At 38.6% G+C, this 24630-nt stretch carries 28 protein-coding genes; 15 read left to right on the top strand and 13 right to left on the bottom strand.

Annotated features, from left to right (window positions below):
* Positions 1-32 precede the first annotated feature (32 nt).
* Both FA727_RS15220 and FA727_RS24435 read right to left on the bottom strand, forming a co-directional pair.
* Complete coding sequence (locus FA727_RS15220; protein WP_246041908.1) at positions 33-1556, bottom strand: FAD-dependent oxidoreductase; 1524 nt, start codon at positions 1554-1556, stop codon at positions 33-35.
* Between the two features lie 91 nt (positions 1557-1647).
* On the bottom strand, positions 1648-1788 hold the full coding sequence (locus FA727_RS24435) for a hypothetical protein (RefSeq protein ID WP_170209277.1): 141 nt from the start codon (positions 1786-1788) through the stop codon (positions 1648-1650).
* A gap of 109 nt (positions 1789-1897) precedes the next feature.
* Here FA727_RS24435 and rraA point away from each other — a divergent pair, with 109 nt between their 5' ends.
* Positions 1898-2380 carry a ribonuclease E activity regulator RraA gene (gene rraA / locus FA727_RS15215; protein WP_136832221.1) on the top strand — a complete coding sequence of 161 codons (483 nt, stop codon included), beginning with the start codon at positions 1898-1900 and terminating at the stop codon, positions 2378-2380.
* A gap of 226 nt (positions 2381-2606) precedes the next feature.
* Here rraA and FA727_RS15210 read toward each other — a convergent pair whose 3' ends face one another.
* Positions 2607-2972, bottom strand: coding sequence for a DUF1801 domain-containing protein (locus FA727_RS15210; RefSeq protein ID WP_136832219.1), 366 nt, complete (start codon positions 2970-2972; stop codon positions 2607-2609).
* A gap of 267 nt (positions 2973-3239) precedes the next feature.
* On the opposite strand from FA727_RS15210, the gene safA reads away from it, so the two are divergent.
* The 11 genes from safA (at position 3240) to FA727_RS15155 (ending at position 12471) form a co-directional block, all read left to right on the top strand.
* A complete protein-coding gene (gene safA / locus FA727_RS15205; RefSeq protein WP_136832217.1) occupies positions 3240-3854 on the top strand; it encodes a SafA/ExsA family spore coat assembly protein in 615 nt (204 codons plus the stop codon).
* A gap of 199 nt (positions 3855-4053) precedes the next feature.
* Positions 4054-4395: a lmo0954 family membrane protein gene (locus FA727_RS15200; RefSeq protein ID WP_136832215.1), complete on the top strand. Its 342-nt coding sequence runs from the start codon at positions 4054-4056 to the stop codon at positions 4393-4395.
* Between the two features lie 30 nt (positions 4396-4425).
* On the top strand, positions 4426-5073 hold the full coding sequence (locus tag FA727_RS15195) for a PspA/IM30 family protein (RefSeq protein ID WP_136832213.1): 648 nt from the start codon (positions 4426-4428) through the stop codon (positions 5071-5073).
* Positions 5074-5180: 107 nt separating this feature from the next.
* Entirely contained in the window at positions 5181-5909 is a 729-nt protein-coding gene (liaF, locus tag FA727_RS15190; RefSeq protein ID WP_136832211.1) for a cell wall-active antibiotics response protein LiaF, read from the top strand.
* Positions 5906-6952 carry a sensor histidine kinase gene (locus FA727_RS15185; protein ID WP_136832209.1) on the top strand — a complete coding sequence of 349 codons (1047 nt, stop codon included), beginning with the start codon at positions 5906-5908 and terminating at the stop codon, positions 6950-6952. Before liaF ends, FA727_RS15185 begins: the two co-directional genes overlap by 4 nt.
* Positions 6945-7577: a response regulator transcription factor gene (locus FA727_RS15180; protein ID WP_136832207.1), complete on the top strand. Its 633-nt coding sequence runs from the start codon at positions 6945-6947 to the stop codon at positions 7575-7577. Before FA727_RS15185 ends, FA727_RS15180 begins: the two co-directional genes overlap by 8 nt.
* A gap of 433 nt (positions 7578-8010) precedes the next feature.
* Complete coding sequence (locus FA727_RS15175) at positions 8011-9342, top strand: polysaccharide biosynthesis protein (RefSeq protein ID WP_136832205.1); 1332 nt, start codon at positions 8011-8013, stop codon at positions 9340-9342.
* 259 nt (positions 9343-9601) lie between these two features.
* Positions 9602-10114, top strand: coding sequence for a DoxX family protein (locus FA727_RS15170; protein WP_136832203.1), 513 nt, complete (start codon positions 9602-9604; stop codon positions 10112-10114).
* 127 nt (positions 10115-10241) lie between these two features.
* Positions 10242-10757: an RNA polymerase sigma factor gene (locus tag FA727_RS15165; RefSeq protein WP_136832201.1), complete on the top strand. Its 516-nt coding sequence runs from the start codon at positions 10242-10244 to the stop codon at positions 10755-10757.
* A 56-nt stretch (positions 10758-10813) separates the two neighbouring features.
* A complete protein-coding gene (locus FA727_RS15160) occupies positions 10814-11323 on the top strand; it encodes an acyl-CoA thioesterase (RefSeq protein ID WP_136832199.1) in 510 nt (169 codons plus the stop codon).
* 173 nt (positions 11324-11496) lie between these two features.
* Positions 11497-12471 (top strand): DMT family transporter, encoded by a 975-nt coding sequence (locus FA727_RS15155; protein WP_136832197.1) that lies wholly within the window; start codon positions 11497-11499, stop codon positions 12469-12471.
* Positions 12472-12496: 25 nt separating this feature from the next.
* Here the strand turns inward: FA727_RS15155 and FA727_RS15150 are convergent, their stop codons facing one another.
* Positions 12497-13135 (bottom strand): Bax inhibitor-1/YccA family protein, encoded by a 639-nt coding sequence (locus FA727_RS15150; protein ID WP_136832195.1) that lies wholly within the window; start codon positions 13133-13135, stop codon positions 12497-12499.
* A 64-nt stretch (positions 13136-13199) separates the two neighbouring features.
* Positions 13200-13571: a large conductance mechanosensitive channel protein MscL gene (gene mscL, locus FA727_RS15145; protein WP_136832193.1), complete on the bottom strand. Its 372-nt coding sequence runs from the start codon at positions 13569-13571 to the stop codon at positions 13200-13202.
* Between the two features lie 108 nt (positions 13572-13679).
* Between mscL and FA727_RS15140 the strand changes: the two genes are divergently transcribed.
* Both FA727_RS15140 and panF read left to right on the top strand, forming a co-directional pair.
* A complete protein-coding gene (locus FA727_RS15140) occupies positions 13680-13964 on the top strand; it encodes a YhdT family protein (RefSeq protein WP_136832191.1) in 285 nt (94 codons plus the stop codon).
* A complete protein-coding gene (gene panF, locus FA727_RS15135; RefSeq protein ID WP_136832189.1) occupies positions 13961-15394 on the top strand; it encodes a sodium/pantothenate symporter in 1434 nt (477 codons plus the stop codon). Before FA727_RS15140 ends, panF begins: the two co-directional genes overlap by 4 nt.
* A gap of 228 nt (positions 15395-15622) precedes the next feature.
* Here panF and FA727_RS15130 read toward each other — a convergent pair whose 3' ends face one another.
* From FA727_RS15130 to FA727_RS15110, 5 genes are all read right to left on the bottom strand, one after another.
* Positions 15623-15895: an acylphosphatase gene (locus tag FA727_RS15130; RefSeq protein WP_136832187.1), complete on the bottom strand. Its 273-nt coding sequence runs from the start codon at positions 15893-15895 to the stop codon at positions 15623-15625.
* A 168-nt stretch (positions 15896-16063) separates the two neighbouring features.
* Positions 16064-17296 carry an aminopeptidase gene (locus tag FA727_RS15125; RefSeq protein ID WP_136832185.1) on the bottom strand — a complete coding sequence of 411 codons (1233 nt, stop codon included), beginning with the start codon at positions 17294-17296 and terminating at the stop codon, positions 16064-16066.
* Positions 17297-17422: 126 nt separating this feature from the next.
* Positions 17423-18142 (bottom strand): YebC/PmpR family DNA-binding transcriptional regulator, encoded by a 720-nt coding sequence (locus FA727_RS15120; protein ID WP_136832183.1) that lies wholly within the window; start codon positions 18140-18142, stop codon positions 17423-17425.
* An 89-nt stretch (positions 18143-18231) separates the two neighbouring features.
* On the bottom strand, positions 18232-19473 hold the full coding sequence (locus tag FA727_RS15115) for an MDR family MFS transporter (RefSeq protein WP_136832181.1): 1242 nt from the start codon (positions 19471-19473) through the stop codon (positions 18232-18234).
* A gap of 100 nt (positions 19474-19573) precedes the next feature.
* On the bottom strand, positions 19574-21661 hold the full coding sequence (locus tag FA727_RS15110) for a DNA topoisomerase III (RefSeq protein WP_136832179.1): 2088 nt from the start codon (positions 21659-21661) through the stop codon (positions 19574-19576).
* Positions 21662-21780: 119 nt separating this feature from the next.
* Here FA727_RS15110 and FA727_RS15105 point away from each other — a divergent pair, with 119 nt between their 5' ends.
* On the top strand, positions 21781-22239 hold the full coding sequence (locus FA727_RS15105; RefSeq protein ID WP_136832177.1) for a GNAT family N-acetyltransferase: 459 nt from the start codon (positions 21781-21783) through the stop codon (positions 22237-22239).
* A 26-nt stretch (positions 22240-22265) separates the two neighbouring features.
* Here the strand turns inward: FA727_RS15105 and FA727_RS15100 are convergent, their stop codons facing one another.
* The 3 genes from FA727_RS15100 to FA727_RS15095 form a co-directional block, all read right to left on the bottom strand.
* Positions 22266-22589 carry a YbjQ family protein gene (locus FA727_RS15100; RefSeq protein ID WP_136832175.1) on the bottom strand — a complete coding sequence of 108 codons (324 nt, stop codon included), beginning with the start codon at positions 22587-22589 and terminating at the stop codon, positions 22266-22268.
* A gap of 80 nt (positions 22590-22669) precedes the next feature.
* Positions 22670-22834 (bottom strand): hypothetical protein, encoded by a 165-nt coding sequence (locus FA727_RS24430; protein WP_170209276.1) that lies wholly within the window; start codon positions 22832-22834, stop codon positions 22670-22672.
* Positions 22835-22976: 142 nt separating this feature from the next.
* The gene (locus FA727_RS15095; protein ID WP_158318882.1) at positions 22977-24485 is read right to left on the bottom strand and encodes a methyl-accepting chemotaxis protein; all 1509 of its coding nucleotides are present in this window, start codon (positions 24483-24485) and stop codon (positions 22977-22979) included.
* Positions 24486-24630: the final 145 nt, after the last annotated feature.

The following is a 24630-nucleotide window of genomic DNA, read 5'->3' as shown; positions in this document are numbered from 1 at the left end:
CTTGGTGCCTGAGTCAGTTTTTCTTAATTTGCCTATTCTTCCAATTTTGCTAGAGGCTTAACGGCTGGACCGTCTATGACCTCTCCATCCACAGAGTATCTTGAACCATGGCAAGGGCAATCCCAGGTTCGATCTCCATGATTCCATTCAACTTCACATCCTAAGTGAGTACACGTTCCATCGACAAGATGGAGCTTGCCTTCCATGTCCCGATAGGCAGCAGCCCGCTTGCCATTGACCATAACCGGGGAGCCCTCATCATTTTCTAAATCATCTGGGTGATTAGGAATGAATTCAAGTTTTCCTTTAATTAGATTTTTTGCAACATCGAGATTGGTACTGATAAATTTTTTTACATCTGGATCCGCATGGAATCGATGTGGCGAATAAAGATCTTTATACGGATTTACTTTGTCTAAAATCGTATCCTTTAGAAGCATTGCGGCAGATGTACCATTCGTCATCCCCCATTTTCTATAGCCGGTCGCAATGAGTATGCGAGGTTGACTCTCGAGAATTGAACCGACATAAGGAACTTTGTCTAATGTGTACATATCCTGAGCGGACCAACGATATAAGTAATTTTCAATGCCAAGAACTTGAGCGCCAAACTGTTCGAGTGCTTGGTAGTGCTTAAGTGTATCGATTCCTTGTCCTGTCTTATGACCATCTCCACTAATTAACACCAATTCCTCTCCATTCATAGGGGTACAACGAAGGGAGCGGGTTGGGGAATCGGCACTAATATACATGCCACCAGGAAATAGTTTTTTTGTTTTTACAGCAAGAATATAGGCTCTTTCTACATACATTCTCGCAAAATAGAGCCCTTTTTTGTCGCAAAAAGGAAAATGAGATGCGGCAATAATATAGTCACAATTGATTTTTTTTCCGTTACGGAGCATGACCTGTGGACGCTCCCCGTCATCAATGTCCATTGCTGCTGTATTTTCGTAAATTGTTCCTCCAGCCTCGACAAATAATTGGACAAGCTTATGTAGGTATTTTAAGGGATGAAACTGACCCTGATTATGCATCACTAAACCATTTTGAATATCGATATCAAGAAGAAGGCTGTTAACTGTTGTACTTGTAATGCCAAGCTTTTGATAAGCTTTGGCTTCTTTCTCAACTTTGACTTTGCCTTGATCGGTTGATGCATAAATTATGGCATCCTGATCGCTGTAATCACAATCAATATGATGTGTCTGAATCGTTTTTCGGATGAAGTTCAGAGCGCCATGATTTGCGTCATAATAAAGTCGTGCCTTTTCTTCACCAAAATGACTTATGAGCTCATCGTAAATGATGTTATGCTGCGCTGTGATTTTCGCAGTTGTATGACCGGTTGTTCCTGTTAAAATTCGACCCGCTTCAACTATGGCTACCTTAACCCCTTCTTTTGCTAAAAGATAGCCTGCTGTAATTCCGGTAATTCCTCCACCAATAATTGCGACATCAAATGTTTGATCTTCTGTTAACTTATTAAAAATCGGTAATGGATACTTTCTCCAATAGGACTCTGGAAAAGTAGGCATTTCATAATTTCCCACCATCTTAACCCTCCATCAAAAATCATATTATAGATAATTTTTCCAATTGGATGGGATTTATTCATGAAAAAAGACTGCTCAAGTAAAGGCAGTCTTAATCTTGATTCTTCGGAAGTTTGTCAACGGTTGTGGAATCTTCAGTCGGAAGAGCTTTTCTTAAGAAATGGATAAAAATCCAACCAACAATGAAAAGACTAATGAGAAATCCGATCGTTGTGAGTGCCCATAATAACATGAAACCCCCTCCTTCCATTACACATATATGCAAGGAAATGTCGATAAAGAAGAGGATTTCTTGAGTGTCTTCAAGAATTAGTAGGGAAAAGAGTGTAAGGGGGATGAATATGAGTGTGAGAACGGCAGATTTATGTGATGATTTTTCTAAAGAACTACAGATCGTTGGCTCTGCTTTTCAATCCTATGGGAAAAAGAAACAGTTTTCTGGCCCCATTGAAACGGTGCAGGTATTCGAGGATAATGTCTTGGTGAAAAGTGCATTAGAAATAATTCCTGAAGGCAGTGTATTAGTGGTCGATGGCGGTGGTTCAAAGCGCTGTGCACTAATGGGAGACCGATTGGGAGAAATCGCGCAAGAACGAGGATTAGCTGGTGTGATTATTTACGGCTGTGTGCGTGATTCAGCTGAGTTAGCTAAATTGGATGTGGGCATTTTCGCATTAGGGACGAATCCGTTAAAAAGCAATAAAGAAGGAAAAGGGGAGAAGAATATCTCTTTAAGCTTTCTAGATGTCAAATGGAATCCTGGTGATTATGTGTATGCAGATGAAGATGGGGTTGTAATCTCCAAAAGAAAGCTTAAAGAATAGGGGATAAAGAGAAGAATAGAGTTAGTGCATTATTTTTAATAAACGCTAGGTTCATTCATTTCAAAATGAACCTAAGCGTTTTATTTTAATTTTTTTGAATGCATCACAGTACCAGATCGAAGTGAAAATCTTACCGAGCTAGTTAAAAAAACTGGAACATAGTATAGCAAAACATTTCATTAAGACGCAACCTAAGTAAAAAGGTGCTCTTCTATTCACGACGATATTATTCATTCAATCTCATTGCTTCCAGAATAAGCGAAGTGAAGGCTTCTGGTTGTACTTCTTCCAGTTTTTTAATTCTAATATACCTTAAAGCTTTACCTGTCCCTTGTAATAACTTATTAACGTCTTTCTCTTGAAGTTCATTTCCTCTATGAAAACCAAGATTAACATGGTTCTTAGCAGTTTGGAGATAGCAAACTAATCCATTGTAAGAATAATTAGGCATAGACCATTTATACTCTTCTATAAGCTCTGTCGAAGTATTAAGAATGATTTTTCTTAAAGAAATCGCAATGTTTTGAATATCTGGTGGTAAATTCAAAATAAACTTATTAACCTCGTCAATTTCTCTGTTCTTTTCTACCATAAATTATCTCCTTTTAATAAGTGCTTAAAATACTTCTAAAACAAGTACCCGAATACAAATTTTCCCCCAATTTCTATATTTAATTTAACATAATAAGACACTTACAAAAACCATGACTTTCTATCCTTTCTCAGGAAAAAACTTAGTAATTAGCAAGTTAACCGTTAATTGTTATAGAAGTATTCCCTTTTTCATTGAACTTGGATATAACAACCATGTATGATTTCTCCTTTTTGATGAATTCTATCATCAGAGGAGGTGTAGTGAATGCTGAAAAAATTAGTATTAAGTATTTCATTGTTAGTAGCATTGGTGACTGTTCCGACGATTTCTCATGCTCAACAAGTACATACGGTCAGTCCGGGAGATTCGATGTGGAAGATCTCAGTGTGGTACCAGGTAGGGTTATCTGAAATCATCTCTGCCAACCCGCAAATTAAAAATCCTGCATTGATTTATCCAGGTCAAAAGATCACCATTCCAAATTATGATGCGACAAAATCAATCGAGAATCAGGTAATTCAATTGACGAACCAAGAGCGGGCAAAGTATGGCTTAAAGCCATTGAAGGCCAATTGGGAGCTTTCCCGCGTCGCACGTTATAAGTCAGCAGATATGCGGGATAAGAATTATTTCTCCCATACGAGTCCAACGTATGGCTCTCCTTTTACGATGATTAAAAGCTTTGGGCTTTCCTATCGAAGTGCAGGAGAGAATATTGCTGCAGGTCAAACAACGCCAGCACAAGTAGTGCAGGCTTGGATGAATAGTGAGGGGCACCGCGCTAATATTTTGAACGCTGGTTATACAGAGATTGGTGTTGGGTATGCTGAAGGTGGCTCGAAGCGGTACTATTGGACGCAAATGTTTATATCGAAATGATGAAATGCCGGGTGATTCCGGCATTTTTTTGTTTTTGGTGGGATCGATCGTGTCAGATTAAAACTCTTTATGTAACCCCTCAATAACCAAGTCCGACCTCCAACTAAGCCTCAAGACCGATCTGAAAATAAAGCTCAGGCTCGTTATGAAAAGCTTGAATTCTAGGTAAGATGGAAACATGAAAGGAGGCAACAACAAAATGAAAAAATTCGGGTTGCTTTTAATAGGAGTTATCGCAGCATCAATTTTAATTGCAAATGTTGGTCCGATTGTGGGGTTAATTGTTAGTCTTGCGATCCTGTACTTTGTCTTTAAACAATTCTTAAAAACAGAATCTGTAGGGGGGAAAATTGCTCTTGGTATTTTGGGTGTCTTCTTATTACTCACAGCCGCATCAAATGCACCTGCCATTATCGGAGTTGCAGCTGCGTATGTCCTGTATGTCGTCTACAAAAAATGGAACGGAACAAAAAAAGTCATCAGAGATGACAACGACCCATTCCAAAACTTCGAAAAACAATGGTCAGAGTTAAATAAATAATATTAATAAAAAAATAAGGAGAGATCGAACATGACAAACCTATTCACTCGTATTAAAAATACTGTTTTAGCAGACTTAAATGAGGCTTTAGATCATAAGGAAAAGAAAAATCCGATTGCTCTACTTAATCAATATCTACGTGAATGTGAACAGGAAACAGATAAGGTTCGTAAGCTGATTGAACGTCAATATCAATTAAAGGATGAATTTGCTCGCGAATATCAGCAAGCAGCAGACCTTTCGGAAAAACGCAAAGCGCAGGCTGATATCGCTGCAAAAGCTGGAGAGCAGGAGTTACACCAGTTCGCGTTCCAGGAAGCGAACCACTATGAAGAGCGTGCGACTCGTATAAAGAACACATTAAATGAAGCGGCAACTGAGCTACAAAACCTTGAAAATAAATATGAAGAAATGAAGCACAAATTAAAGGATATGCACCTTCGTAGAATGGAATTAATGGGTCGTGAAAATGTATCGAGAGCGAACCACCGTATCAATCGCGTAATGGATAATGATGCTTTTTCAGAGAAATCCTACTCTAAATTCGTCGAAATTGATTCATATCTTGAGCGACTAGAAAAAGAGGTTACGCAATCCTACAATCGCAATACAATTGACGCACGCATTGACGAGCTTGAAAAATCAATGAAAAAAGAAGAAAAGCTTTTAAACGAATAGTCTTGAAAAGCTAGACAAGTATGTGCATACTTGACCTTAGAATGGGCGTAGAATCTACGCCTTTTTCGCAATATATCCATAGCTCATGCATTGAAGGGGAGAAGAGCATGCAATTTAAAATGAATAGCGATTTTACAAAAAAGGCCGTGTTATTTGGGATTGTCGTCCTACTACTTGAGGTGTTGTTCTTTAATCACGGTGTCATCTTTACCCTTCTCGTGGCTATAGGGATGATTTATTTTGGTCGAAAAAAGATGCCCCGCCAAAGCGGAAAGCTCCTCTTTTGGTTCGGGATTATCCTGTTTGTGATATGTATTTTTGGAATGATGACCTTCAAGTTTTTGCTGTTGGCAATCCTGATTCACTTTATCATTCAATATTATCAATCGAAAAAAACGCCACAGATTATTCAACCGAAGATTCATAAAGAAGAAATTTTAGAAGAAAAAATCATTGAAACAAAGCCAAACTTTGAAAATACATTGTTTGGGGACCGAAAAACGACTGATCATGTATATGAATGGAAGGATATTAACATTCAGTCAGGAATCGGAGATACTACGATTGATTTAAGCTATACAGTGCTTCCAAAGGGAGAAACGGTTATTTTTATCCGAAAATTTGTCGGAAATCTTCAAGTCTTAATTCCGTATGATATTGAAGTAAGTGTTCATCACTCTTCGATTGCAGGAAAGGCCAATGTGTTTCAATACGGTGGAGATAAGATTTTTAACCAATCCGTGCAATATGAAACAGAAGGCTATGACAAGGCAGAGCAAAAGGTAAAAATCTTCACCTCGTTTCTTGTAGGCGATTTAGAGGTGAAGCGGGTATGAATATCATCCAAAGACAAATCGGCTGGGGAATGCTTGTTGCCTTTTTTGTGTTTGTTTTACTGGTTGTATCCTTTACGATATCATTCCCTTCTGTTAGATTAGTTGACCTTTGGGAACGAAATTTGATGGATATTCCCTTTATCTTGTTTGTTCCTAGTGTGAGCCTTGCAATTGGACTTTTATTTGGTGTCTTCTCAGGCTTTTACTGGAAAAAACAATTCCAATCGATCGATCAGGTTCTTCACGATGTAGAAGAGGGAAGAACCTTTCAAATAAATGAAACAGGCTCATTTGATGAAATTAAAACAGCTTTTGAACGTATTAGGAAAATTCAAAAGCAAATCACAGAACAAGCGATGCTATCACAAAAATTAGCAAACGAAAAAGCTGAGGATCAAGAAAATCGAATTCAGGAGATTATCTCGCAGGAACGGAACCGACTTGCAAGAGAACTCCATGATTCGGTAAGTCAGCAGCTATTTGCCGCTTCCATGTTGATGTCTGCGATCAATGAAACAAAGGCACCGGCAGATGAACGAGAAACCAAGCAATTAAGAATGGTCGAGAGTATGATTCACCAATCTCAGCTCGAAATGAGAGCACTCCTTTTACACTTACGTCCTGTTGCTTTAAAAGGGAAGACGTTACAAGAAGGAATCGAAGAGTTACTAGTTGAGTTGTCCCAAAAAGTAACGATGGAGATAAACTGGAAGGTGGAAGCCTTTCCGTTAGATAAAGGGGTAGAGGACCATCTATTTCGAATCATTCAGGAATCCCTCTCGAATACTTTAAGGCATTCGAAGGCGAATGAACTAGAGGTACTGTTAATCAATCGCGATGGATTTATCATTTTACGAGTCGTTGATGACGGGATTGGATTTGATGTGGAAGAGTCAAAAGCAGGTTCGTATGGCATGCAGAATATGTATGAACGGGCAGTGGAGATAGGGGGAACCCTTAAGATTGTCAGTGTTAAAAATAAAGGAACACGTCTAGAAGTGAAAGTGCCAATATTGAAGATAAAGGATGAGGCCAATGATTAGAGTATTGTTTGTGGATGATCATGAAATGGTGAGGATCGGAGTTTCTTCCTATCTATCGGCTCAACCTGACATAGATGTAGTCGGGGAAGCAGATAATGGACAAACTGCGATAGAGATGGCGCTCGATTTGCGTCCAGATATTATTTTAATGGATTTAGTGATGAAGCAAATGGACGGGATTGAAGCGACGAGAAGAATTATCGAGCAATGGCCTGAAGCAAAAATCATCATTGTCACAAGCTTTCTAGACGACGAAAAGGTTTATCCAGCCCTAGAGGCTGGAGCTACAAGCTATATGTTGAAAACTTCAAAAGCAAGTGAAATCGCCAATGCAGTTCGAGCTACATATGAGGGCCAATCTGTGCTGGAGCCAGAGGTAACAGGCAAAATGATGACAAAAATGAGGCAAAGAAATAATGCCCTTCCACATGAAGAGTTAACCACTCGTGAGATGGAAATTCTTTTACTAATGGCTGAAGGGAAAGCCAATCAAGAAATTGCAGATGAATTATTCATTGCATTAAAAACGGTGAAAACTCATGTCAGTAATATTTTGAGCAAGCTCAATGTGCAGGACAGGACCCAAGCAGTTATTTACGCATTTAAGCACTCGTTGGTGGAATAAAAGATTATACACAAAAAGCTCAGAATATATCTGGGCTTTTTACTTTAGTGGGCTCTTCTCTTTCTGATATAATGCGAATGCTTATCCCCTCTGTTTGAAAATTAAACGGAAAATTTCCGAGTGAATTGCAAAATCCCTATTATATTCTTGATATAAAAGAATTTTTTCCGTTTATATGATCAAAATCTTTGGATTTTGCCATATTTAGAGCACTTAATCGGAAAATCTCCGTTTATATATGCTTTTTTAGCCTCTATGATCTACATTAGACGGAAATTCTCCGCTAATAATTCACATACACGAAAAATTGTGTTTTAAGAAATATAGCAAGCCGATTTCGACTGTTTTAATTCGCAAAACTAAAAACTTTAAAATATTCTCCTAACTTGTCTCATATATTTATGGAGTAAGTAAGAAGGTTAGGAGGTGCAGCATGAGTACTTTTGTAAAAGGGTCACTTTTATTGATAGTTGCTTCTTTTTTAGGGGAGTGTGTGGAGTTTATCATGAACATGGTGCTTGCAAAGGAGCTAGGGGAACAAGGACTCGGGCTGTATATGTCAATACTTCCGACTGTCTTCCTCATTGTTCTCTTAGCGAGCTTTGAATTGCCTATCTCGATCTCAAAATTCATTGCTGAAAAAGATTCGAAATATCATAGACATATGTTGAAATCGGCCATCCATTTAACGATTGTGACAACGGCAGGATTTATGGTGCTATTCTTGTTGCTCATGCCCTTTTTAACAATGTTTCAGGAGTATCATCCGTTATTCAAGTGGTTAGTTATGCTATTAATTCCGCTTATTTCTTTTTCCTCCATTACAAGAGGTTTTTTTATGGGGAAAAATCAAATGGGGAAAATCGCATTGGCCAATTTCTTGAGAAAGTTTGTTCAGCTTGGCTTACTTGTTTTCTTGTTTCAGCTTTTCCAATTTGATACACAGACGTCGATTATGATCGCCTTCTTTACATTCGTAGGAAGCGAAGTTGTGATATTTATATACTTGATTCACATGTTCTATATTCAATTTCAACAATTAAAGAGGCGTCCTTCTGAATATATCAGTGAAAAAGTTGTCCGAAAAAATCTCATTTCCGTCTCAATCCCGACAACAAGTATCAGAGTATTTCACTCCTTGACACATGCGATACAACCATTTTTGATAAAAGCGGCTTTACTTCATTCAGGAGTATCAGCAACAGTGGCTACTGAACAGTTTGGATTGATTGCGGGTGTTGCTATGTCAATTGGATTCTTCCCAGCTTTTATCGCACATTCCTTGCTTATTGTATTGATTCCGACTGTGTCAAAGGCTTATGCAGAGAGGGATATGTCTCGCCTTCAGGAACTATTAAGAAAAGTAATGGGATTTACCTTCTTGTATGGTATTCCTGTAGTACTTGTTTTTTATTTTTTTGCTGAGCCTTTAACAAATCTATTTCTACACTCACCAACAGCAACAGGCTATTTACAAATCTTAATTCCGTATTTTCTCCTTCATTTCTTTGTCATTCCATTACAGGCTTACTTAATTGGGCTTGGCTTACTGAAGGACGCCTTTCTTCACAATATCTGGTCAACAATCATTTCTTTTTCTCTTATGTATATTCTAGGTTCAATGGATGAATTGCGTATGGATGGTGTGATTATTGGAATGAATACAGGTGCAATGCTCCTTACTTTGATGCACTATATGACGATTTGCAAGAAGATTGGTGTCTCCTATTACTCATTAAGAAGCGAAACGAGTCATCATTTCTAAACAAAGGTGAGAATCCTCACCTTTGTTCAAGCTTTATACAAACCATACTGTAAATGATGAAAACCCTTAGTAGTAGGGGTTTTTCTTGTGTAATGAGGAGAGAAAGGTGACAAAAAATGACTCTGTTCAAAAGTTAGCCATAACTTTATTGCAGATTTGTGAATAAAATCACAAACCACTTTTTTTTGCTGATAAACGTGGTAATCTTTAAGTGTAATAAGAAATCATAACATAACCTAATAAAAAGGGAGAGATTAAAATGATTGGAAAATTATTAAGAGAAAACAACATCGTTGCAGGTGCATTAACACTCGTTCGTATTTATCTAGGCTGGCATTGGATGACAGCTGGTTGGGGAAAATTAACTGAAGGATTCGATGCAGCAGGATTCTTAAAAGGTGCAGTAGCAAATCCAGTAGTATCACATGATGTTCTTGCTTATCCAGGTTGGGTATCATTCTTAGAAAGCTTCGCAGTTCCAAATGCAGGATTATTCAGTACTTTGATTCCACTAGGTGAATTCTTAGTAGGTTTAGGACTTATTCTTGGATGTTTAACAACTGCAGCAGCATTCTTTGCAATGGTAATGAACTTCTCATTCATGTTCTCTGGTACAATTTCTAGTAACCCAATGGATATCTTAATGGGAGTATTCATCGCAGCAGCTGGTTACAACGCTGGTAAATTTGGTTTAGACCGTTACGTATTACCTTACCTTCGCAAGCTTGTTTTCAAAGGTAAAAGTCACGAAGGAAGCTCTGTTACAAACTAACTAATACTATCACAAACAAGCAGTAGGGATATCAAAATCCTGCTGCTTGTTTTTTTGTGTAAAAGTGTAGGGAGCCAGAAACCTAAAAGCGTCTATTATTAATGAAGTGCTTTTAGGAGGAAATCCCATGAAACAGCAACAACAATTCGAAAATTGGATATGTGAAAACGGACATCTATTATTAAAATTTATTTATAGACAAGTACGAAATAAAGAGCTATCAGAGGATCTTTATCAAGAAGTGTTAATCTCAGCATACTTAGCTTTGCCGAATTTCGAAGAACGTTCTCAGATGAAAAGTTGGATCTTCAAGATTGCCATAAATAAATGTAGAGATTATTGGCGTAAGGAACAAACGGTACGAAAGTTTTGGGAGGAAAAAGTCTATCACTACGATGTGGATTCAACCATTCCACTTCCAGAGGAAAGTGTCATCAGTAAATGTACGAAAGAAGAGATGATAGAAACAATCAATGAGCTTCCAGTCATGTACCGCGAGCCAATGTTATTATATTATTTTTATGATCAATCATTATTAGAAATAAGTTCATCCAAAAATGTACCGATTTCAACTGTGAAAACTAGAATGAGAAGAGCTCGGTTTCAGTTGAAAGAGAAAGTGGACGCACTTGTTGCTCTTTAAAAATCGCATAAATACATATAATATAGAAAGGATGAATTCGAAAAAGGAGAAAGAGCATGAGCGAAAAATATTGTAAGGAATCTTTTGTCGTGAAGACAAGCATTGTTTTGCCACCAGATACAAATAATTACGGTACATTATTTGGCGGGAAGCTGATGGAGTATATAGATGATGTCGCCGCTATTTCTGCGATGCGTCATTCTCGAAAAAATATTGTGACAGCCTCAACGGATTCCGTTGATTTTCTGCATCCCATTCATGAAGGGAATTCTGTTTGCTTAGAGTCTTTTGTGACGTATACGGGCAGAACATCTATGGAGGTTTTTGTCCGAGTGATTGCAGAGGATTTGTTAACAGGTGAACGTAATATTTGTGCGTTATCGTTTTTAACAATGGTGGCGATTGATGAGAACGGAAAACCGACCGAAGTTCCGAAGGTTGTGCCGCAATCAGAAATCGAGAGGGAACTTTATCAATCTGCGAAAGAACGTGCAGAAGTTAGAAAGAAACGAAGAAAAGAGACCGAGAATTTGTCCAAGAAATTTGGTGCGGGTCTTCCTTGGTAGAATTAGACTGAAAGCTGTCTTTTGAAGACAGCTTTTTTTGTCGAATAAATTCATTATTTCCTCGGAAATTTGGTGTTTTCAATGAAGTTTGACGAAACGAACGAAATAGTAGTTAGAATATTGTATAAATTGTTATAATGGTTTTACGTGATTTTTAATAATGGGGTGAGGGTATGCGATCGATCATACTTGGGTTATGTGCAGCATTCTTTTTTGCTACGACCTTTGTATTGAATAGAGGAATGGAAATGTCAGGGGGCAGCTGGATTTGGAGCGCCTCACTTCGGTTTATGTTTATGGTGCCGTTTTTATTGGTTATTGTGATGAGAAGAAAAAAACTCAAACAATTATTCGATGTGATGAAAGAAAGTCCAGGAACATGGCTATTGTGGAGTATCGTGGGGTTTGGGTTATTCTATGGGCCAATTTGTTTTGCCACAGTTTATTCACCTGGTTGGCTCGTCGCAGGAACATGGCAGTTTACGATTATCGCAGGTTCGTTGCTAGCACCCTTCTTTGTTGAGACGGTTCAATCAGCAAATGGTCCAATTCTAATGAGAGGGAAAATTCCAGCTAAGGGCTTGTTGTTTTCTCTAATTATTTTGGTTGGAATCGGGCTTATGCAATGGGAGCAAGCAGAGCAACTGTCATTGAAGGAGCTTTGGCTAGGCATCTTTCCTGTGGTGGTGGCTGCGTTTGCCTATCCGCTAGGAAACAGAAAAATGATGAGTTTTGTAAATGGCAGACTTGATGTTTTTCAACGTGTCCTTGGGATGACACTGGCAAGTATGCCATTATGGATCCTTTTATCGATATATGGATTAATGACGGTGGGACCTCCGAGTATGAATCAAACGGTACAATCCCTCATTGTAGCCATTAGCTCTGGAGTAATCGCAACAGTACTCTTTTTTATGGCGACGGATATGGTAAAGGACAGTATGCAAAAATTAGCATCAGTTGAGGCGACACAATCGATGGAGGTACTCTTTGCATTGGCAGGAGAAATGGTATTCCTATCAATTGCATTTCCTTCACTACTTTCATGGACTGGGATTTTTTTAGTGATAGTGGGGATGATTTTACACAGTTATGCTAGTCGTGGAGACATAAAGCTTATAAGTAAAGAAAAGGTGTCACAAATGTAAAAAGAACGGCCCAGGCCGTTCTTTTCTAATCTCTACTTCCCAGGATTCCAAAGATCCGAAGAATGCTAATAAATAGGTTAATAAAATCTAAGTAAAGATTCAGTGCCATAAGTGGTACTTCTTCCGCACTTACCCCATAGTGTTTCATTCTGTTGAAGTCAAATAACACATAACCACTAAATACTAATACGCCGATAAATGAAAATGCGAGCATACCCGTTGAGCTTAATGGCCAGAAAATGTTAAAGATTGAAATCGCAATAAGCGCGATGAGAGCAGCCAATAGCATTCCACCTAAGAATGATAAATCTCTCTTCGTAGTTGAAGCATAAATAGCTAAGCCTGCAAATACAGCTGTTGTTGTACCAAGTGCCATTATCACGGTGTTGGCGCCAATCGTTGCTACGTAATGTGACACGATTGGATATGTCGTTAGACCAGAGATAAAAGTGAACACATACAAGAATGTATAAGACATTGCCTTCTTACGTCTTAGTAAAAACGCACCGAGTAGCATAGCGAATTCTAAAATCATGAGTGGTAAGAATAAAGCTGGTGGGACAAATACGCCTGTCATTGTGCCGGCAAATGCGATTGCAAGTGAAATCGCAAATGTTCTTAAGACAGATGGTAAATATTGATTTGTTGTTTGATATGAATACATAATAACCTTTCTCCTCTTAATTAAATTGGTTTTGATAGTTATACGTGCTTTTAGACAAGAAGTTTCAATTATTTTTTAGCAAGTCACGTATTTCTCTTAATAGTTCTTCTTTTTGATCGATTACTGGAACTGCCTCTTTTGGCTCTTCCTTACGTTTAAACTTATTCAGGGTTCGTACGAATAAGAAGATCGAAAAAGCGATAATCAAAAAATCAACGATGTTTTGAATAAATAAACCGTATTTTATTACAGCCTTTCCAACCTGAAAAGAGAGTTCCGAAAAGTTATTCCCGCCACTAATTAGTCCAACTAGTGGCATAATAATGTTATCCACTAGAGATGTAACGATTTTACCAAAAGCAGCCCCAATCACAACCCCAACGGCAAGGTCTATTACATTGCCTTTCATTGCAAATTTCTTAAATTCATTCCACATCTATATTTCCTCCTTAAAACAAGCAATTCTACTCTACTATAATTTAAGACAAAAACGATGTACAATAAACATGACTATAGTGTTATCTTGTTACAAAGGAGCTTAGAAATGAAAAATGGAATAGATGAAAAAGATCCGCGCTTCAAAGTGGCGAACAAAGAAGCCTTGATAGGGATCATTCTAGTTATTATTAACTTCTTATGGTGGTTTGGGTTCGCTTATGGCATGGGCTCTGAATCAGTCGAAAATTATTCATACATAATGGGACTACCAGCTTGGTTTTTTTATAGCTGTGTAGGTGGATTTATTTTAATGGTTTTACTTGTAATCTTCGTGGTGAAGTTCTTTTTTAAAGATGTGCCCTTTGAGGATGAAGGGGGAGAATCAGAATGAATTGGGCAGTTATTCTTCCATTCCTAATTATCCTATTTGCTTTTTTTATCATCGGACTATGGGCGAGTAAGCCTCTTGCTAAAAGCAACTCGTTTTTGCAGGATTATTTTCTTGGAGACCGACAGTTAGGAGGCTTCATCCTAGCGATGACCATGGTGGCAACATACGGAAGCGCAAGTAGTTTTATCGGTGGACCAGGGATTGCCTATACGCAAGGTCTTGGATGGGTACTGCTATCGATGGCACAGCTTGCAACAGGCTATTTTGTTTTAATGATACTTGGGAAAAAATTCGCCATTGTTGTACGTAAATACAAGGCAATCACACTTGTGGACTTTTTAAAAGAACGTTATCAAAGCAAATGGGTCGTACTTCTATCGGCTTTTAGTATCATTATTTTCTTATTCTCCTCTATGGGGGCGCAATGGGTTGGAGGAGGTGTCCTAATTGAATCTTTAACGGGGCTGTCCTATACAACGAGCTTATTTATTTTTGCGTTGTCAGCGATCGTCTATGTGATTCTTGGAGGATTCCGAGCAGTTGCCCTAACTGATGTTTTACAAGGAGTTGTCATGTTCGTTGGGACTCTTACTCTATTGATTGGAACGATTATTGCAGGTGGGGGAATTGAGAATATCATTGCAGAACTTACCGCGGAAAATCCCAATTTGATTACACCTTTTGGATTTGATGGTGGACTTAAGCCACTTTACGTTTCATCCTTTTGGATTTTAGTAGGAATTGGAGTAGTAGGGTTGCCACAAATTACGGTAAGAGCGATGTCCTACAAAAATTCAAAAGCGATGCATCAGGCCATCATTGTGAGCACAATTGTTGTTGGGTTTATTATGTTAGGGATGCATTTAATCGGAGTATTTGCACGACCAATTTTACCGGGTATTGAAAAAGGCGATACAGTCATGCCGCTATTAGCGATGGAAGTTTTACCAGCTTGGTTAGCGGGAGTTGTCTTGGCTGCACCAATGGCAGCGATTATGTCGACGGTGAATGCATTGCTGCTACTAGTTAGTTCGGCAATAGTCAAAGACGTATATGTCAATTACATGAAGCCTGATGCAAGTGAAAAGGCTGTGAAAAATATAAGCTTGATGGTAACAACGATCATAGGAATCTTAGTATTCCTCATGGCACTAAGTCCTCCAGATTTTATTATTTGGTTAAACCTATTTGCATTTGGAGGATTAGAGGCAGCGTTCATTTGGCCGGTTATTCTTGGACTGTATTGGCAAAAAGGGAACAAGTACGGAGCTGTTTTCTCGATGATTATCGGGGTAGGTTCTTATATCTTATTTGATTCCTTTTATCCCAATGCGTTCGGGATGCATACTGTAACGTTACCAATCATATTGTCCCTAGTTGCTTATGTAGTGGGAAGCTTGGCTACGAAGCAAGAAGTGAAATTGGGATAAATGGATTGATAAAATTTGTCGGTCAAGATGATAGAGAACCTTGGTGGAGTTGACCGACAAATCTAGTTTGCACGCCAAGAAGAGAGTCTATCTGGTGAAGCTGACCGACAAATCTGATTTGTACGCCAAGAAGAGGGGAAATCTAGTCAAACTGACTGATAAATAAATCATGTTCCGAAATAAGATCAAAAGAAGCTGTGCGTACCACCTGTACGAACAGCTTCTGTTTTAATATCGTATTTTAAAAGAATGAAAAGGCTCTGTATCTGCTAATTCATTTATGTTTATATCCGTAACTTTGGAAAATGGATTTCCTTGGCGGAGGCTTTTAATGAACTGGTCTACGTTGTCTTTATCTCCGACAGCAACAATCTCCACTTCACCATCAGTTGAATTTCGTACCCAACCTGTAATGTGGTATTGAACAGCCTTCATTTGTGTAAAATAGCGGAAGCCAACTCCCTGAACAACTCCACTAACTGTAATATGTAATCGAACCAACCCAATTCACCTCTCATACCTTAGGTCCATCCGCCTAAAAGTCTTCTCTATACTAATATCGTCCCACAAACTTAATAACAATGCAACAATGAAAACAAGAAGAAGATTGTAAATGAAACAAAAAAAAAGGATAGTTCACCAATGTGGCGAACCATCCTTTAGTCATTTTTAGAATGCCCAATCACCTTTACGGAACACTGGTTCAACTGTTCCGTCAGCTGTGATACCATCAATGTCCATTCTTGCTGAGCCAATCATGAAATCAACATGTGTGATACTTTCGTTAATTCCAGCTGCAGCAAGCTCTTCGCTCGACATTTTCTTTCCGCCTTCAATACAGAATGCATAGGCACTTCCAATTGCAAGGTGGTTCGATGCATTTTCGTCAAATAGTGTATTGTAGAACAAAATATTGGACTGTGAAATAGGTGAGTTATGTGGAACTAGAGCAACTTCCCCTAAGTAGTGAGAGCCTTCATCTGTATCAACAAGGTCCTTTAAGATTTGTTCTCCTTCTTCTGCCTTCACACCAACGATGCGACCATTTTCAAATGTTACGGAGAAGTTGTTGATTAAGTTTCCACCGTAGCTTAATGGCTTTGTGCTTGCTACCGTTCCGTTTACACCTGTTTTATGTGGAACAGTAAAGACTTCTTCTGTTGGCATATTTGCCATGAATTCATCGCCATTTTCATTAACACTGCCAGCTCCAACCCATAAATGTCCTTCAGGAAGTTCGATTGTTAAATCTGTACCTGGAGCCTTGTAATGAAGCTTCTTGTAGCGCTTTGCATTTAAATAATCGACTTTTTCGTGTAATGTTTCATCATGTTTTTTCCAAGCTTCAACAGGATTGTCTAGGTCAGCGCGAGTAGCTTTAAAAATTGCATCCCAAAGTTTTTGGACACTCGTTTCAGGAGCTTCATTCGGGAATACCATTTCTGCCCACTTTTGTGAAGGGGTTGCTACAACCACCCAACTCACTTTGTCTGATTGAATATATTTGCGGTATGTACTTAGGGCTTTTCCGGCAGCCTTTTGGAAGTTTGAAATACGCGCTGGATTCACGCCTTTAAAAAGGTCTGGGCTAGAAGAAACAACTGACATAAATGCTGCACCGCTCTCTGCAAGAGCTACTGTTTCTTTAGCACGAAATTCTGGATATTCATTGAAAGCTTCATCTGGAGCAAGATCATATTTTAAGCGAGAAACAGTATCATCATTCCAGTTCACGACAACATTATGAGCTCCAACTTCATATGCTTTTTTCACAACAAGGCGAACAAATTGAGCTGCATCAAGCGAAGCATTTACGACCAAGGTTTGCCCTTTCTGGATGTTGACGCCGACTTTAACCGCAAGCTCAGCGTATTTTTCTAAGTTCTTTTGGAAATCGCTCATGGATTATATCTCCTTTTTGTTTGATAATTCATATTTTAACTTTAATTCAAAGAATAAACTAGTCAAAGCAAATGGGCAAATAAAAAAATCGGCGATTTCGCCGATTTTTAGGATTGTGATATTATTCTATTCGCCTAAGTCAACATTATGGTAAACTTGCTGAACGTCTTCTAAATCTTCTAATGCATCAATCATTTTTTCAAATTGTGCATTTGCGTCTTCTGGAAGAGTAACATCGTTTTGCGCAAGCATTGTAAGTTCAGCTACTGTAAATTCAGTTACGCCAGCATTTTTGAATGCTTCCTGAACAAGATGGAATTGGTCAGGCTCAGCATAAACGATAACAGAATTATCTTCTTCAATAATATCGCGAACATCTAAGTCAGCTTCCATTAATAATTCAAGAACCTCATCAGCTGATTTTCCTTCTACACCGATAACAGCAGTTTTATCAAACATATAAGCAACAGAACCGCTGACACCCATGTTTCCACCGTTTTTACCGAATGCAGCACGAACCTCAGATGCTGTACGATTTACGTTATTTGTTAACGCATCAACAATAACCATAGAACCGCTTGGTCCAAATCCTTCATAGCGTAGCTCATCGTAGCTTTCTTCACCGCCGCCTTTAGCCTTTTCAATCGCACGGTCAATGATATGTCTTGGTACACTGTACGTTTTCGCACGTTCTAGAACAAAACGTAATGCCTGATTTGATTCAGGATCCGGTTCACCTTGTCTAGCTGCCACATAAATCTCACGGCCAAACTTTGCATATATACGGCTAGTATTAGCGTCTTTTGCCGCTTTTTTATCCTTAATATTATTCCATTTACGGCCCATTACTGAACACTCACTTTCAACTTTTGTAGATGTCTATTTTTCACAACTAATATTATAGCAAAAAGTAGGCTATCTGGTCACATTCGAAATCAAATAGTCTTGTCTTTTAAAGAAACTTTCTGTAAAACAGCAAACATCATCCAATAAAGGAACGAGCTTAACAATGCTAGTAGACATAGGATGAAAAAGGTCCATTCATAGCCAACCCATACGGTTAAAGGGATCGATATTGGAGCGATTGTCTTACCGAATGTATAACGTAGGCTCGCTGCTGCAAAGTATTGACCTCTCATATGCTCAGGAGAAATTCTTGAAATAAAGGTTTGCTGGAGCCCGGCTACCATTAATTCTCCGAAGGTAAACAACGCCATTGCCATTAATAGTCCCCAAATCCAATTGGTTTGTCCGAAAAATAAGATGGCCATCGCGTACATGACTGATGATAAAACAAACACATTTCTTTCCTGATATTTCGTCATCCATTTCGTCACCGCAACGGTTAATAGAGCGACTAGTAACCCATTAAAAGCAAGAATGATTCCATAGGCTTGCTCTCCACCAACTTTAAAACTTCCAATCAAGGTCTGATTATGAACGACATCCTTTACGTAAACAGGGAAGAGTAAGTCTAGTTGCATAAACGTTTGAGATGCTAGAACGCCTCCAATGATAAAAATAAGGAAGACTTTATCCTTGAAGATAACACCATATTCCTTAACCTGTTCGAGCAAAAAGGAGTACCATTTTTCCTCTGTATTATGTCGCTTCACATTTGGAGAAGTTTCTCTAGTCCATTTTGCTAGTACTAGAGCCAACCCAACGCAAATGGTTCCACAAATAAACAGGAGCTCTGAGAAGTAATTTGTGTAAAAAACAGCTCCCAATAAAGGACCGATGACGACTGCAATATTAATAGAAGTATAGAAAATCGCAAAAACATGGCTACGATCTTTTTCCTCCACCACGTCTGCCACCATCGCTTGGCTAGCTGGCCAATAAATCGAACTAAAGAATCCGACAAAAGCGAAGGCAATAAATCCTATCCAAGGTGAGCTTGTCATCGCAAAGAGCAGAAAACATATCCCTTGTCCCATAGATGAAAGGACCATCATTCTTTTTCGACCAAAACGGTCTGCACAATATCCACCTAGTAAATTAGCAAAAACGGAGAAGGCTTGCGAGAAGATAAGCATAATTCCTGCCTGTCCTTTGCCAAACTCCTCGGCGAAATAGATTGTTAAGAAGGGAAAGAACATCCAAAACGTGATATTCATTAACGCTTCCCCAAACAATCGAATCTTTAAATTTGTATCCCAATCTCTTATTCTCATGTTGTATTTCCTCGATTCTTGATTCTACAAGATATCATACTCTTAACTGTTAATCTTTTACAAGGAAAAAACCAAGCGTGGATGCTTGGTTTAGTAAAATCTATTCCTTATCTTCTAATGCTGCCTTCAGTAAATCACCTAAGCTTGTTCCAAAGTCATCCTTCTGAGAATACTTTTGAACAAGTTTTCGTTCTTCTCGTTTGTTAACAGCTTTTTTCTTTCCTTCGGCTTTTTCAACCTTGTTGCACGTACGGCATTGGAAGTAGAGTCCAGCTTTGCCCTCGTGCATTTCCATTTTTTTATGACATGTCGGACAACGACGGTTCGAAAGCTTCGGATCCTTTCGCTTGCGATACTTACATTCAAGGCTAGAGCACACAAGAATTTTTCCTTCTTTTGTGTTGCGTTCCTTTAAGAAAGAACCACATTCCGGACACTTTGAGCCTGTGAGATTATGAGCACGATATTTCTGATTGCTCTTCTTAATTTCAGAGATAAGCTCTTTTGTTTGCTTACGAATCTTTTCGCGGAAAACTTTTGGATCACTTTTTCCACGAGATATTTGTTCGAGCTCTTTTTCCCATTTAGCCGTAAGTTCTGGAGACTTTAACTCGTCATTCACAATCTCAATTAGCTGTTTCCCTTTGGCTGTTGTATAGAAGCGACCGTTCTTTCGCTCGACAACTTCGGTTTGGATTAAACGTTCGATAATTTCTGCTCTTGTAGCGGGTGTACCCAGACCATACTTCTCCATTTGAGTGAGCACATCGGCTTCTGAGTAGCGGTTCGGTGGCTCAGTCAATTTGGATTCAACGGCAACATTTTGGACAGACAAGCTCTGACCTTTTGATAAATTAGCAAGACTTTGTGCTGCCGGTTCAGCCTCTTTACCGGTAACCTTTTTAAATCCAGGGTCCACAACAACTGTTTCGTTTACGGTAAAAGTTTCATCTGCTACTTCGATTACTGCTTTAATCCCTTCATAGCGATACGGCTTATGGAAAAGTGCTAAGAATCGCTTAACAATCATGTCATAAAGCTTTCTTTCATCTGATTCCAGGTCGCTTAAATGGGAGCGTTCTTCAGTTGGAATAATTGCATGGTGGTCTGTTACTTTTTCATTATTGAATACACGCTTTGCAAGGACCTTACCTTTATTCGCAATAAGGGGCTTAACCTCGTCACGATAACTTGAAGCTAGACCGTGAAGGCGATCAAGCATCGTTGCCTCCATATCCTTCGTTAAATAACGAGAATCCGTTCTTGGATAGGTGACGAGTTTATGTTGTTCATATAATTTTTGTAAAACAGATAACGTCTTTTTTGCTGAAAATCCGAAGCGATTACTGGCATTGCGCTGTAATTCAGTTAAGTCATAAGGAAGTGGCTGCTGCTCACTTTTTTCTTTACGCTGAATCGCTTGTACAGTTCCTTTTTGACCTTTTACTTTCTCCGTAATCTTCTGAGCGACATCTGAAGAAAAGATACGCTTTTCTCCATTTTGTTCCCAACTTGTTTTCAGTGGACCGATTTGCGCATCGATCGTCCAATATTCTTTTGGTACAAAGCTTTGAATCGCTTTTTCTCTTTCTAAAATAAGAGAGAGGGAAGGGGTCTGAACTCTTCCTGCAGAAAGGGGATCTTGGTATTTAGTTGTTAACGCACGTGTCACGTTTAATCCAATGAGCCAGTCTGCTTCTGCTCGACAGACGGCAGATTGATAGAGGGCTTCAAACTCTTTTCCCGGACGAAGCTTTTGAAAGCCTTCCTTAATAGAACGGTCTGTATGGGAAGATATCCATAAACGCTTAAGTGGCTTATTCCATTTGATTTTTTCTAAAATCCAACGTGCAACTAATTCACCCTCGCGTCCAGCGTCTGTAGCGATTATGCAGTCTTTAACGTCTTTTCTTTTCGCAAGATTTTCAATGGCTTTGAATTGATGGCTTGTTTGCTTCATGACCTTTGTTCCCATATGCTCTGGGATTATCGGAAGGTCTTCTAGGTTCCAGTTTTGAAATTTTTTATCGTAATGCTCCGGCATTTTAAGTTCGATTAGATGGCCAAGAGCCCAAGTGACAATGTATTGGTTTCCTTCAATATAACTTTTATGTGATTGATTGCACCCAAGAACGCGCGCAATTTCGCGAGCAACACTCGGTTTTTCTGCAAGTACAAGAGATTTCATCGTTTCACCTCATATTAGATTCCTTAACAGTATAACGGAATTCAAGGGAGATTGGTAATGAAGGAATTTAGTTTTTGAATGGGTTAGAATAGGGTTAGTGAGTATTTTAGGAGGCATTTATGATAAGAAAATTTATGATTGGGGAAAAAGGGGAAGAGGTTCTTCGTTTGCAAAGACAAGCTTATAAGGTGGAGGCCGCATATATTGGTACTTACGATATACCGCCTTTAAAGGAAACATTGGAAGAGCTATTGAATAGTAGAGAGACGTTTATAGGTTATTTTGTTGATGATACCCTTGCTGGAATCTTATCCTACAAGTTCAAAAAAGGGGTTATTGATATTCATCGTGTGATGGTTCATCCTGCTTTTTTTCGGAGAGGAATTGCGGGAAGTTTGATTCAATACATTGAAGATAAAATGGTCTCTGCAGAATTCGCGATTGTTTCGACTGGAGCGAAGAATATTCCGGCAATAAAGTTATATGAAAAACTAGGATTTGAAGAACTTGATCAAAGTGTGGTTGGCGATGGATTAGTGTTAACGAACCTTAAAAAGAAGTTGAAAAAAGACAGGTGATTATTGTGGCACCTGTCTTTTGGCGTTTAAAGTTTATTCTTGATAGTTACAGCCGTACCAGTCGCGATACACATCATCATGCCATCACGCAAGGTTTCAAAGTCAAGGTCGACGCCCACAACTGCATTCGCTCCAAGTCTTCTTGCTTTGTCTTCCATTTCACGAATCGCAATTTCACGACCTTCGGACAATTTGTTTTCATAAGCACTGCTGCGGCCACCAATGATATCCGTAATTCCTGCTAAAAAGTCGCGTACGACATTGGCGCCCATTATTGCCTCGCCTGTTACCACCCCGTGATAACGCTCAATTTCTTGTCCTTCTACAGATGGAGTAGTTGTTACTAACATAAAAATCCTCCTCATTAGGTAAAATTAATTTCTATATGTTAATACGTATCGAGTTAATGGGAGGTTTCACAAAAATGGTGCTACTCCACATCCTCCTGTTCAACTCGGTTTTTAAAGGCTTCTCGAACAACAATGAATTCTTCATCCCCAATAGCCTCTTTTGATTTTTTTTCAACTAACGTATTTTCGGGGAATTCTCCAGGATGTCCTTTGCGTTTATGATTAAATTCTTTACCGCGTGCCATATTTTACACTCCTTTCTTAATGTTCATAGATTGCCCGAAAAAGAAAAATTTATGGATAGGATTTTTTGTATCTAAATGACCTGAGTTCTGACCCAGACAAAACAAAAACCCCCACGGAAAATAACCGTAGGGGCCGTACTCATCAAGTGTTCTTAATCTTTTCTGCTGACTGAGCAGTTTCGCTAATATAGCTCGCAATCTTTTGATTGTCTTCGTTAAGTGTTTCGATAGTTGCATTCATTTCTTCGAGCCCCGCCGTTGCTTCCTCAATAACGGCTGCAAGCTCTTTCGTCGCAGCTTCAACTGCAAAGGTTTGGGATTTCACGTTCTCGACAGTACCACTAAACGAACTGAAGTTTTCATTAAGATTATTAAGAATCGTACCAACCTCGTGGAATAATCCAGATACCTGACCAACGGCTACTAGGCTTTCATTAAACTTCGTACTACTTTCGTTCATTTGGACAAAGGCGCTCTGGTTCGTCGAATTCACTTCCGACAGATTTTTCGTAATCTGTACCGCAGTCTCTCTTGTCATTTCCGCCAGTTTACGGATTTCTTCAGCAACAACTGAGAAACCTTTACCCGCTTCACCAGCACGTGCAGCTTCAATCGATGCATTCAGTGCTAAGAGATTTGTTTGCTCCGTAATCCCTTGAATGTTCACGATAAATCCATTCGTTTCTTCAATCTTCTTCGTCAAGTTGGAAAAAATATTCCCTAGTTGCTGAATGGATTCTGCTAATTCTTTCATATCTGATTGTAAATCAGATACCTTAGCTAGGCCATTTTTAGAAGCATTGCTAGCAGAAGCGGCTTCTGTTGAAAGATTTAGCGAAACCGTTGCCATTTCATCCATCAATGCTTTTGTAGCGCCTGCATTTTCTGAAATATGATTGATTTGCTCTGTTTGAACCTGGCTTCCTGCAGAAATCTCAGATACGGCAATTTGCATTTCATTTTGTGAAGCAACGTGATTTTGAATCTGCTCATTAATTTTGTTGAGGCTATCCGTAATGACCGAAATCTCACTATGTAAAAATTCGCTGCTGGAAGCTTTTTCTTGCTGTTCTAATTCGGATTCCATCAAGAATTGCTCAATCTTTTTAAACTGAGCCTGATTGAGCTTAATCAGGACAAATAGAACAATTCCCATCAAGACATAAACAAGAATCGATGCTGAAAAGATTTCATGCAAAAATTGTTCCGACTCAGGTGCTAATAGAGTATTAAGAATAAGATTCACAAAACCTAGAACATATCCTAGGATAAATAATTTTTGGTCAAAGTGAACTGCAGAGATAATCGTGAGAAAAATGATGACCAAAAAGATCGCACTTGCTCCACCAAAAAGACCTATATTTGTGAAGTTACATGCAAAAACGACGGGTATTGCTAGATAAGGGAATAATTTTTCTTTCTTTAACCAGACCTGAAAGATTAGAAACATCCCGACAAACAGGATTAATTCACTTGCATAAAGAATTGTTTTGTTAAAAGAATGTTGTTCAAGTGCTGTAAAAATAGTCGTGCAAACTAAGGCGATTGAAAAAGTTGAGAACATCAAGGAGTTTTTCTTTTTCAAATCACTTCTTCTGAGGTCTAAAATAGCCTGCAAATCAATCAACTCCATATATTTATATAATTTCAATCTTATTATATAGGAAATAAAAACTTTGACTAGATGTTTGTTTTTAGAAAAGAAAATATTTTTTGTTAACTCTTAAAATTGTATTCCTTTCTTAAAAACTATGATGGAACGACTAAAAATTCCAAGAATCTTGTCGAAATAAATA

Source organism: Robertmurraya kyonggiensis (genome assembly GCF_005116465.1).
Taxonomy (GTDB): domain Bacteria; phylum Bacillota; class Bacilli; order Bacillales; family Cytobacillaceae; genus Robertmurraya; species Robertmurraya kyonggiensis.
Note: the sequence above shows the minus strand (reverse complement) of the source record. Positions and strands in the feature narration are given on the sequence as shown.

What these genes read in the sequence shown, in the direction of transcription:
- FA727_RS15220 (WP_246041908.1), bottom strand. Translation starts at nt 1,556, where the DNA reads ATGGTGGGAAATTATGAAATGCCTACTTTTCCAGAGTCCTATTGGAGA.
- FA727_RS24435 (WP_170209277.1), bottom strand. Translation starts at nt 1,788, where the DNA reads ATGTTATTATGGGCACTCACAACGATCGGATTTCTCATTAGTCTTTTC.
- rraA (WP_136832221.1), top strand. Translation starts at nt 1,898, where the DNA reads ATGAGTGTGAGAACGGCAGATTTATGTGATGATTTTTCTAAAGAACTA.
- FA727_RS15210 (WP_136832219.1), bottom strand. Translation starts at nt 2,972, where the DNA reads ATGGTAGAAAAGAACAGAGAAATTGACGAGGTTAATAAGTTTATTTTG.
- safA (WP_136832217.1), top strand. Translation starts at nt 3,240, where the DNA reads ATGCTGAAAAAATTAGTATTAAGTATTTCATTGTTAGTAGCATTGGTG.
- FA727_RS15200 (WP_136832215.1), top strand. Translation starts at nt 4,054, where the DNA reads ATGAAAAAATTCGGGTTGCTTTTAATAGGAGTTATCGCAGCATCAATT.
- FA727_RS15195 (WP_136832213.1), top strand. Translation starts at nt 4,426, where the DNA reads ATGACAAACCTATTCACTCGTATTAAAAATACTGTTTTAGCAGACTTA.
- liaF (WP_136832211.1), top strand. Translation starts at nt 5,181, where the DNA reads ATGCAATTTAAAATGAATAGCGATTTTACAAAAAAGGCCGTGTTATTT.
- FA727_RS15185 (WP_136832209.1), top strand. Translation starts at nt 5,906, where the DNA reads ATGAATATCATCCAAAGACAAATCGGCTGGGGAATGCTTGTTGCCTTT.
- FA727_RS15180 (WP_136832207.1), top strand. Translation starts at nt 6,945, where the DNA reads ATGATTAGAGTATTGTTTGTGGATGATCATGAAATGGTGAGGATCGGA.
- FA727_RS15175 (WP_136832205.1), top strand. Translation starts at nt 8,011, where the DNA reads ATGAGTACTTTTGTAAAAGGGTCACTTTTATTGATAGTTGCTTCTTTT.
- FA727_RS15170 (WP_136832203.1), top strand. Translation starts at nt 9,602, where the DNA reads ATGATTGGAAAATTATTAAGAGAAAACAACATCGTTGCAGGTGCATTA.
- FA727_RS15165 (WP_136832201.1), top strand. Translation starts at nt 10,242, where the DNA reads ATGAAACAGCAACAACAATTCGAAAATTGGATATGTGAAAACGGACAT.
- FA727_RS15160 (WP_136832199.1), top strand. Translation starts at nt 10,814, where the DNA reads ATGAGCGAAAAATATTGTAAGGAATCTTTTGTCGTGAAGACAAGCATT.
- FA727_RS15155 (WP_136832197.1), top strand. Translation starts at nt 11,497, where the DNA reads ATGCGATCGATCATACTTGGGTTATGTGCAGCATTCTTTTTTGCTACG.
- FA727_RS15150 (WP_136832195.1), bottom strand. Translation starts at nt 13,135, where the DNA reads ATGTATTCATATCAAACAACAAATCAATATTTACCATCTGTCTTAAGA.
- mscL (WP_136832193.1), bottom strand. Translation starts at nt 13,571, where the DNA reads ATGTGGAATGAATTTAAGAAATTTGCAATGAAAGGCAATGTAATAGAC.
- FA727_RS15140 (WP_136832191.1), top strand. Translation starts at nt 13,680, where the DNA reads ATGAAAAATGGAATAGATGAAAAAGATCCGCGCTTCAAAGTGGCGAAC.
- panF (WP_136832189.1), top strand. Translation starts at nt 13,961, where the DNA reads ATGAATTGGGCAGTTATTCTTCCATTCCTAATTATCCTATTTGCTTTT.
- FA727_RS15125 (WP_136832185.1), bottom strand. Translation starts at nt 17,296, where the DNA reads ATGAGCGATTTCCAAAAGAACTTAGAAAAATACGCTGAGCTTGCGGTT.
- FA727_RS15120 (WP_136832183.1), bottom strand. Translation starts at nt 18,142, where the DNA reads ATGGGCCGTAAATGGAATAATATTAAGGATAAAAAAGCGGCAAAAGAC.
- FA727_RS15115 (WP_136832181.1), bottom strand. Translation starts at nt 19,473, where the DNA reads ATGAGAATAAGAGATTGGGATACAAATTTAAAGATTCGATTGTTTGGG.
- FA727_RS15110 (WP_136832179.1), bottom strand. Translation starts at nt 21,661, where the DNA reads ATGAAATCTCTTGTACTTGCAGAAAAACCGAGTGTTGCTCGCGAAATT.
- FA727_RS15105 (WP_136832177.1), top strand. Translation starts at nt 21,781, where the DNA reads ATGATAAGAAAATTTATGATTGGGGAAAAAGGGGAAGAGGTTCTTCGT.
- FA727_RS15100 (WP_136832175.1), bottom strand. Translation starts at nt 22,589, where the DNA reads ATGTTAGTAACAACTACTCCATCTGTAGAAGGACAAGAAATTGAGCGT.
- FA727_RS24430 (WP_170209276.1), bottom strand. Translation starts at nt 22,834, where the DNA reads ATGGCACGCGGTAAAGAATTTAATCATAAACGCAAAGGACATCCTGGA.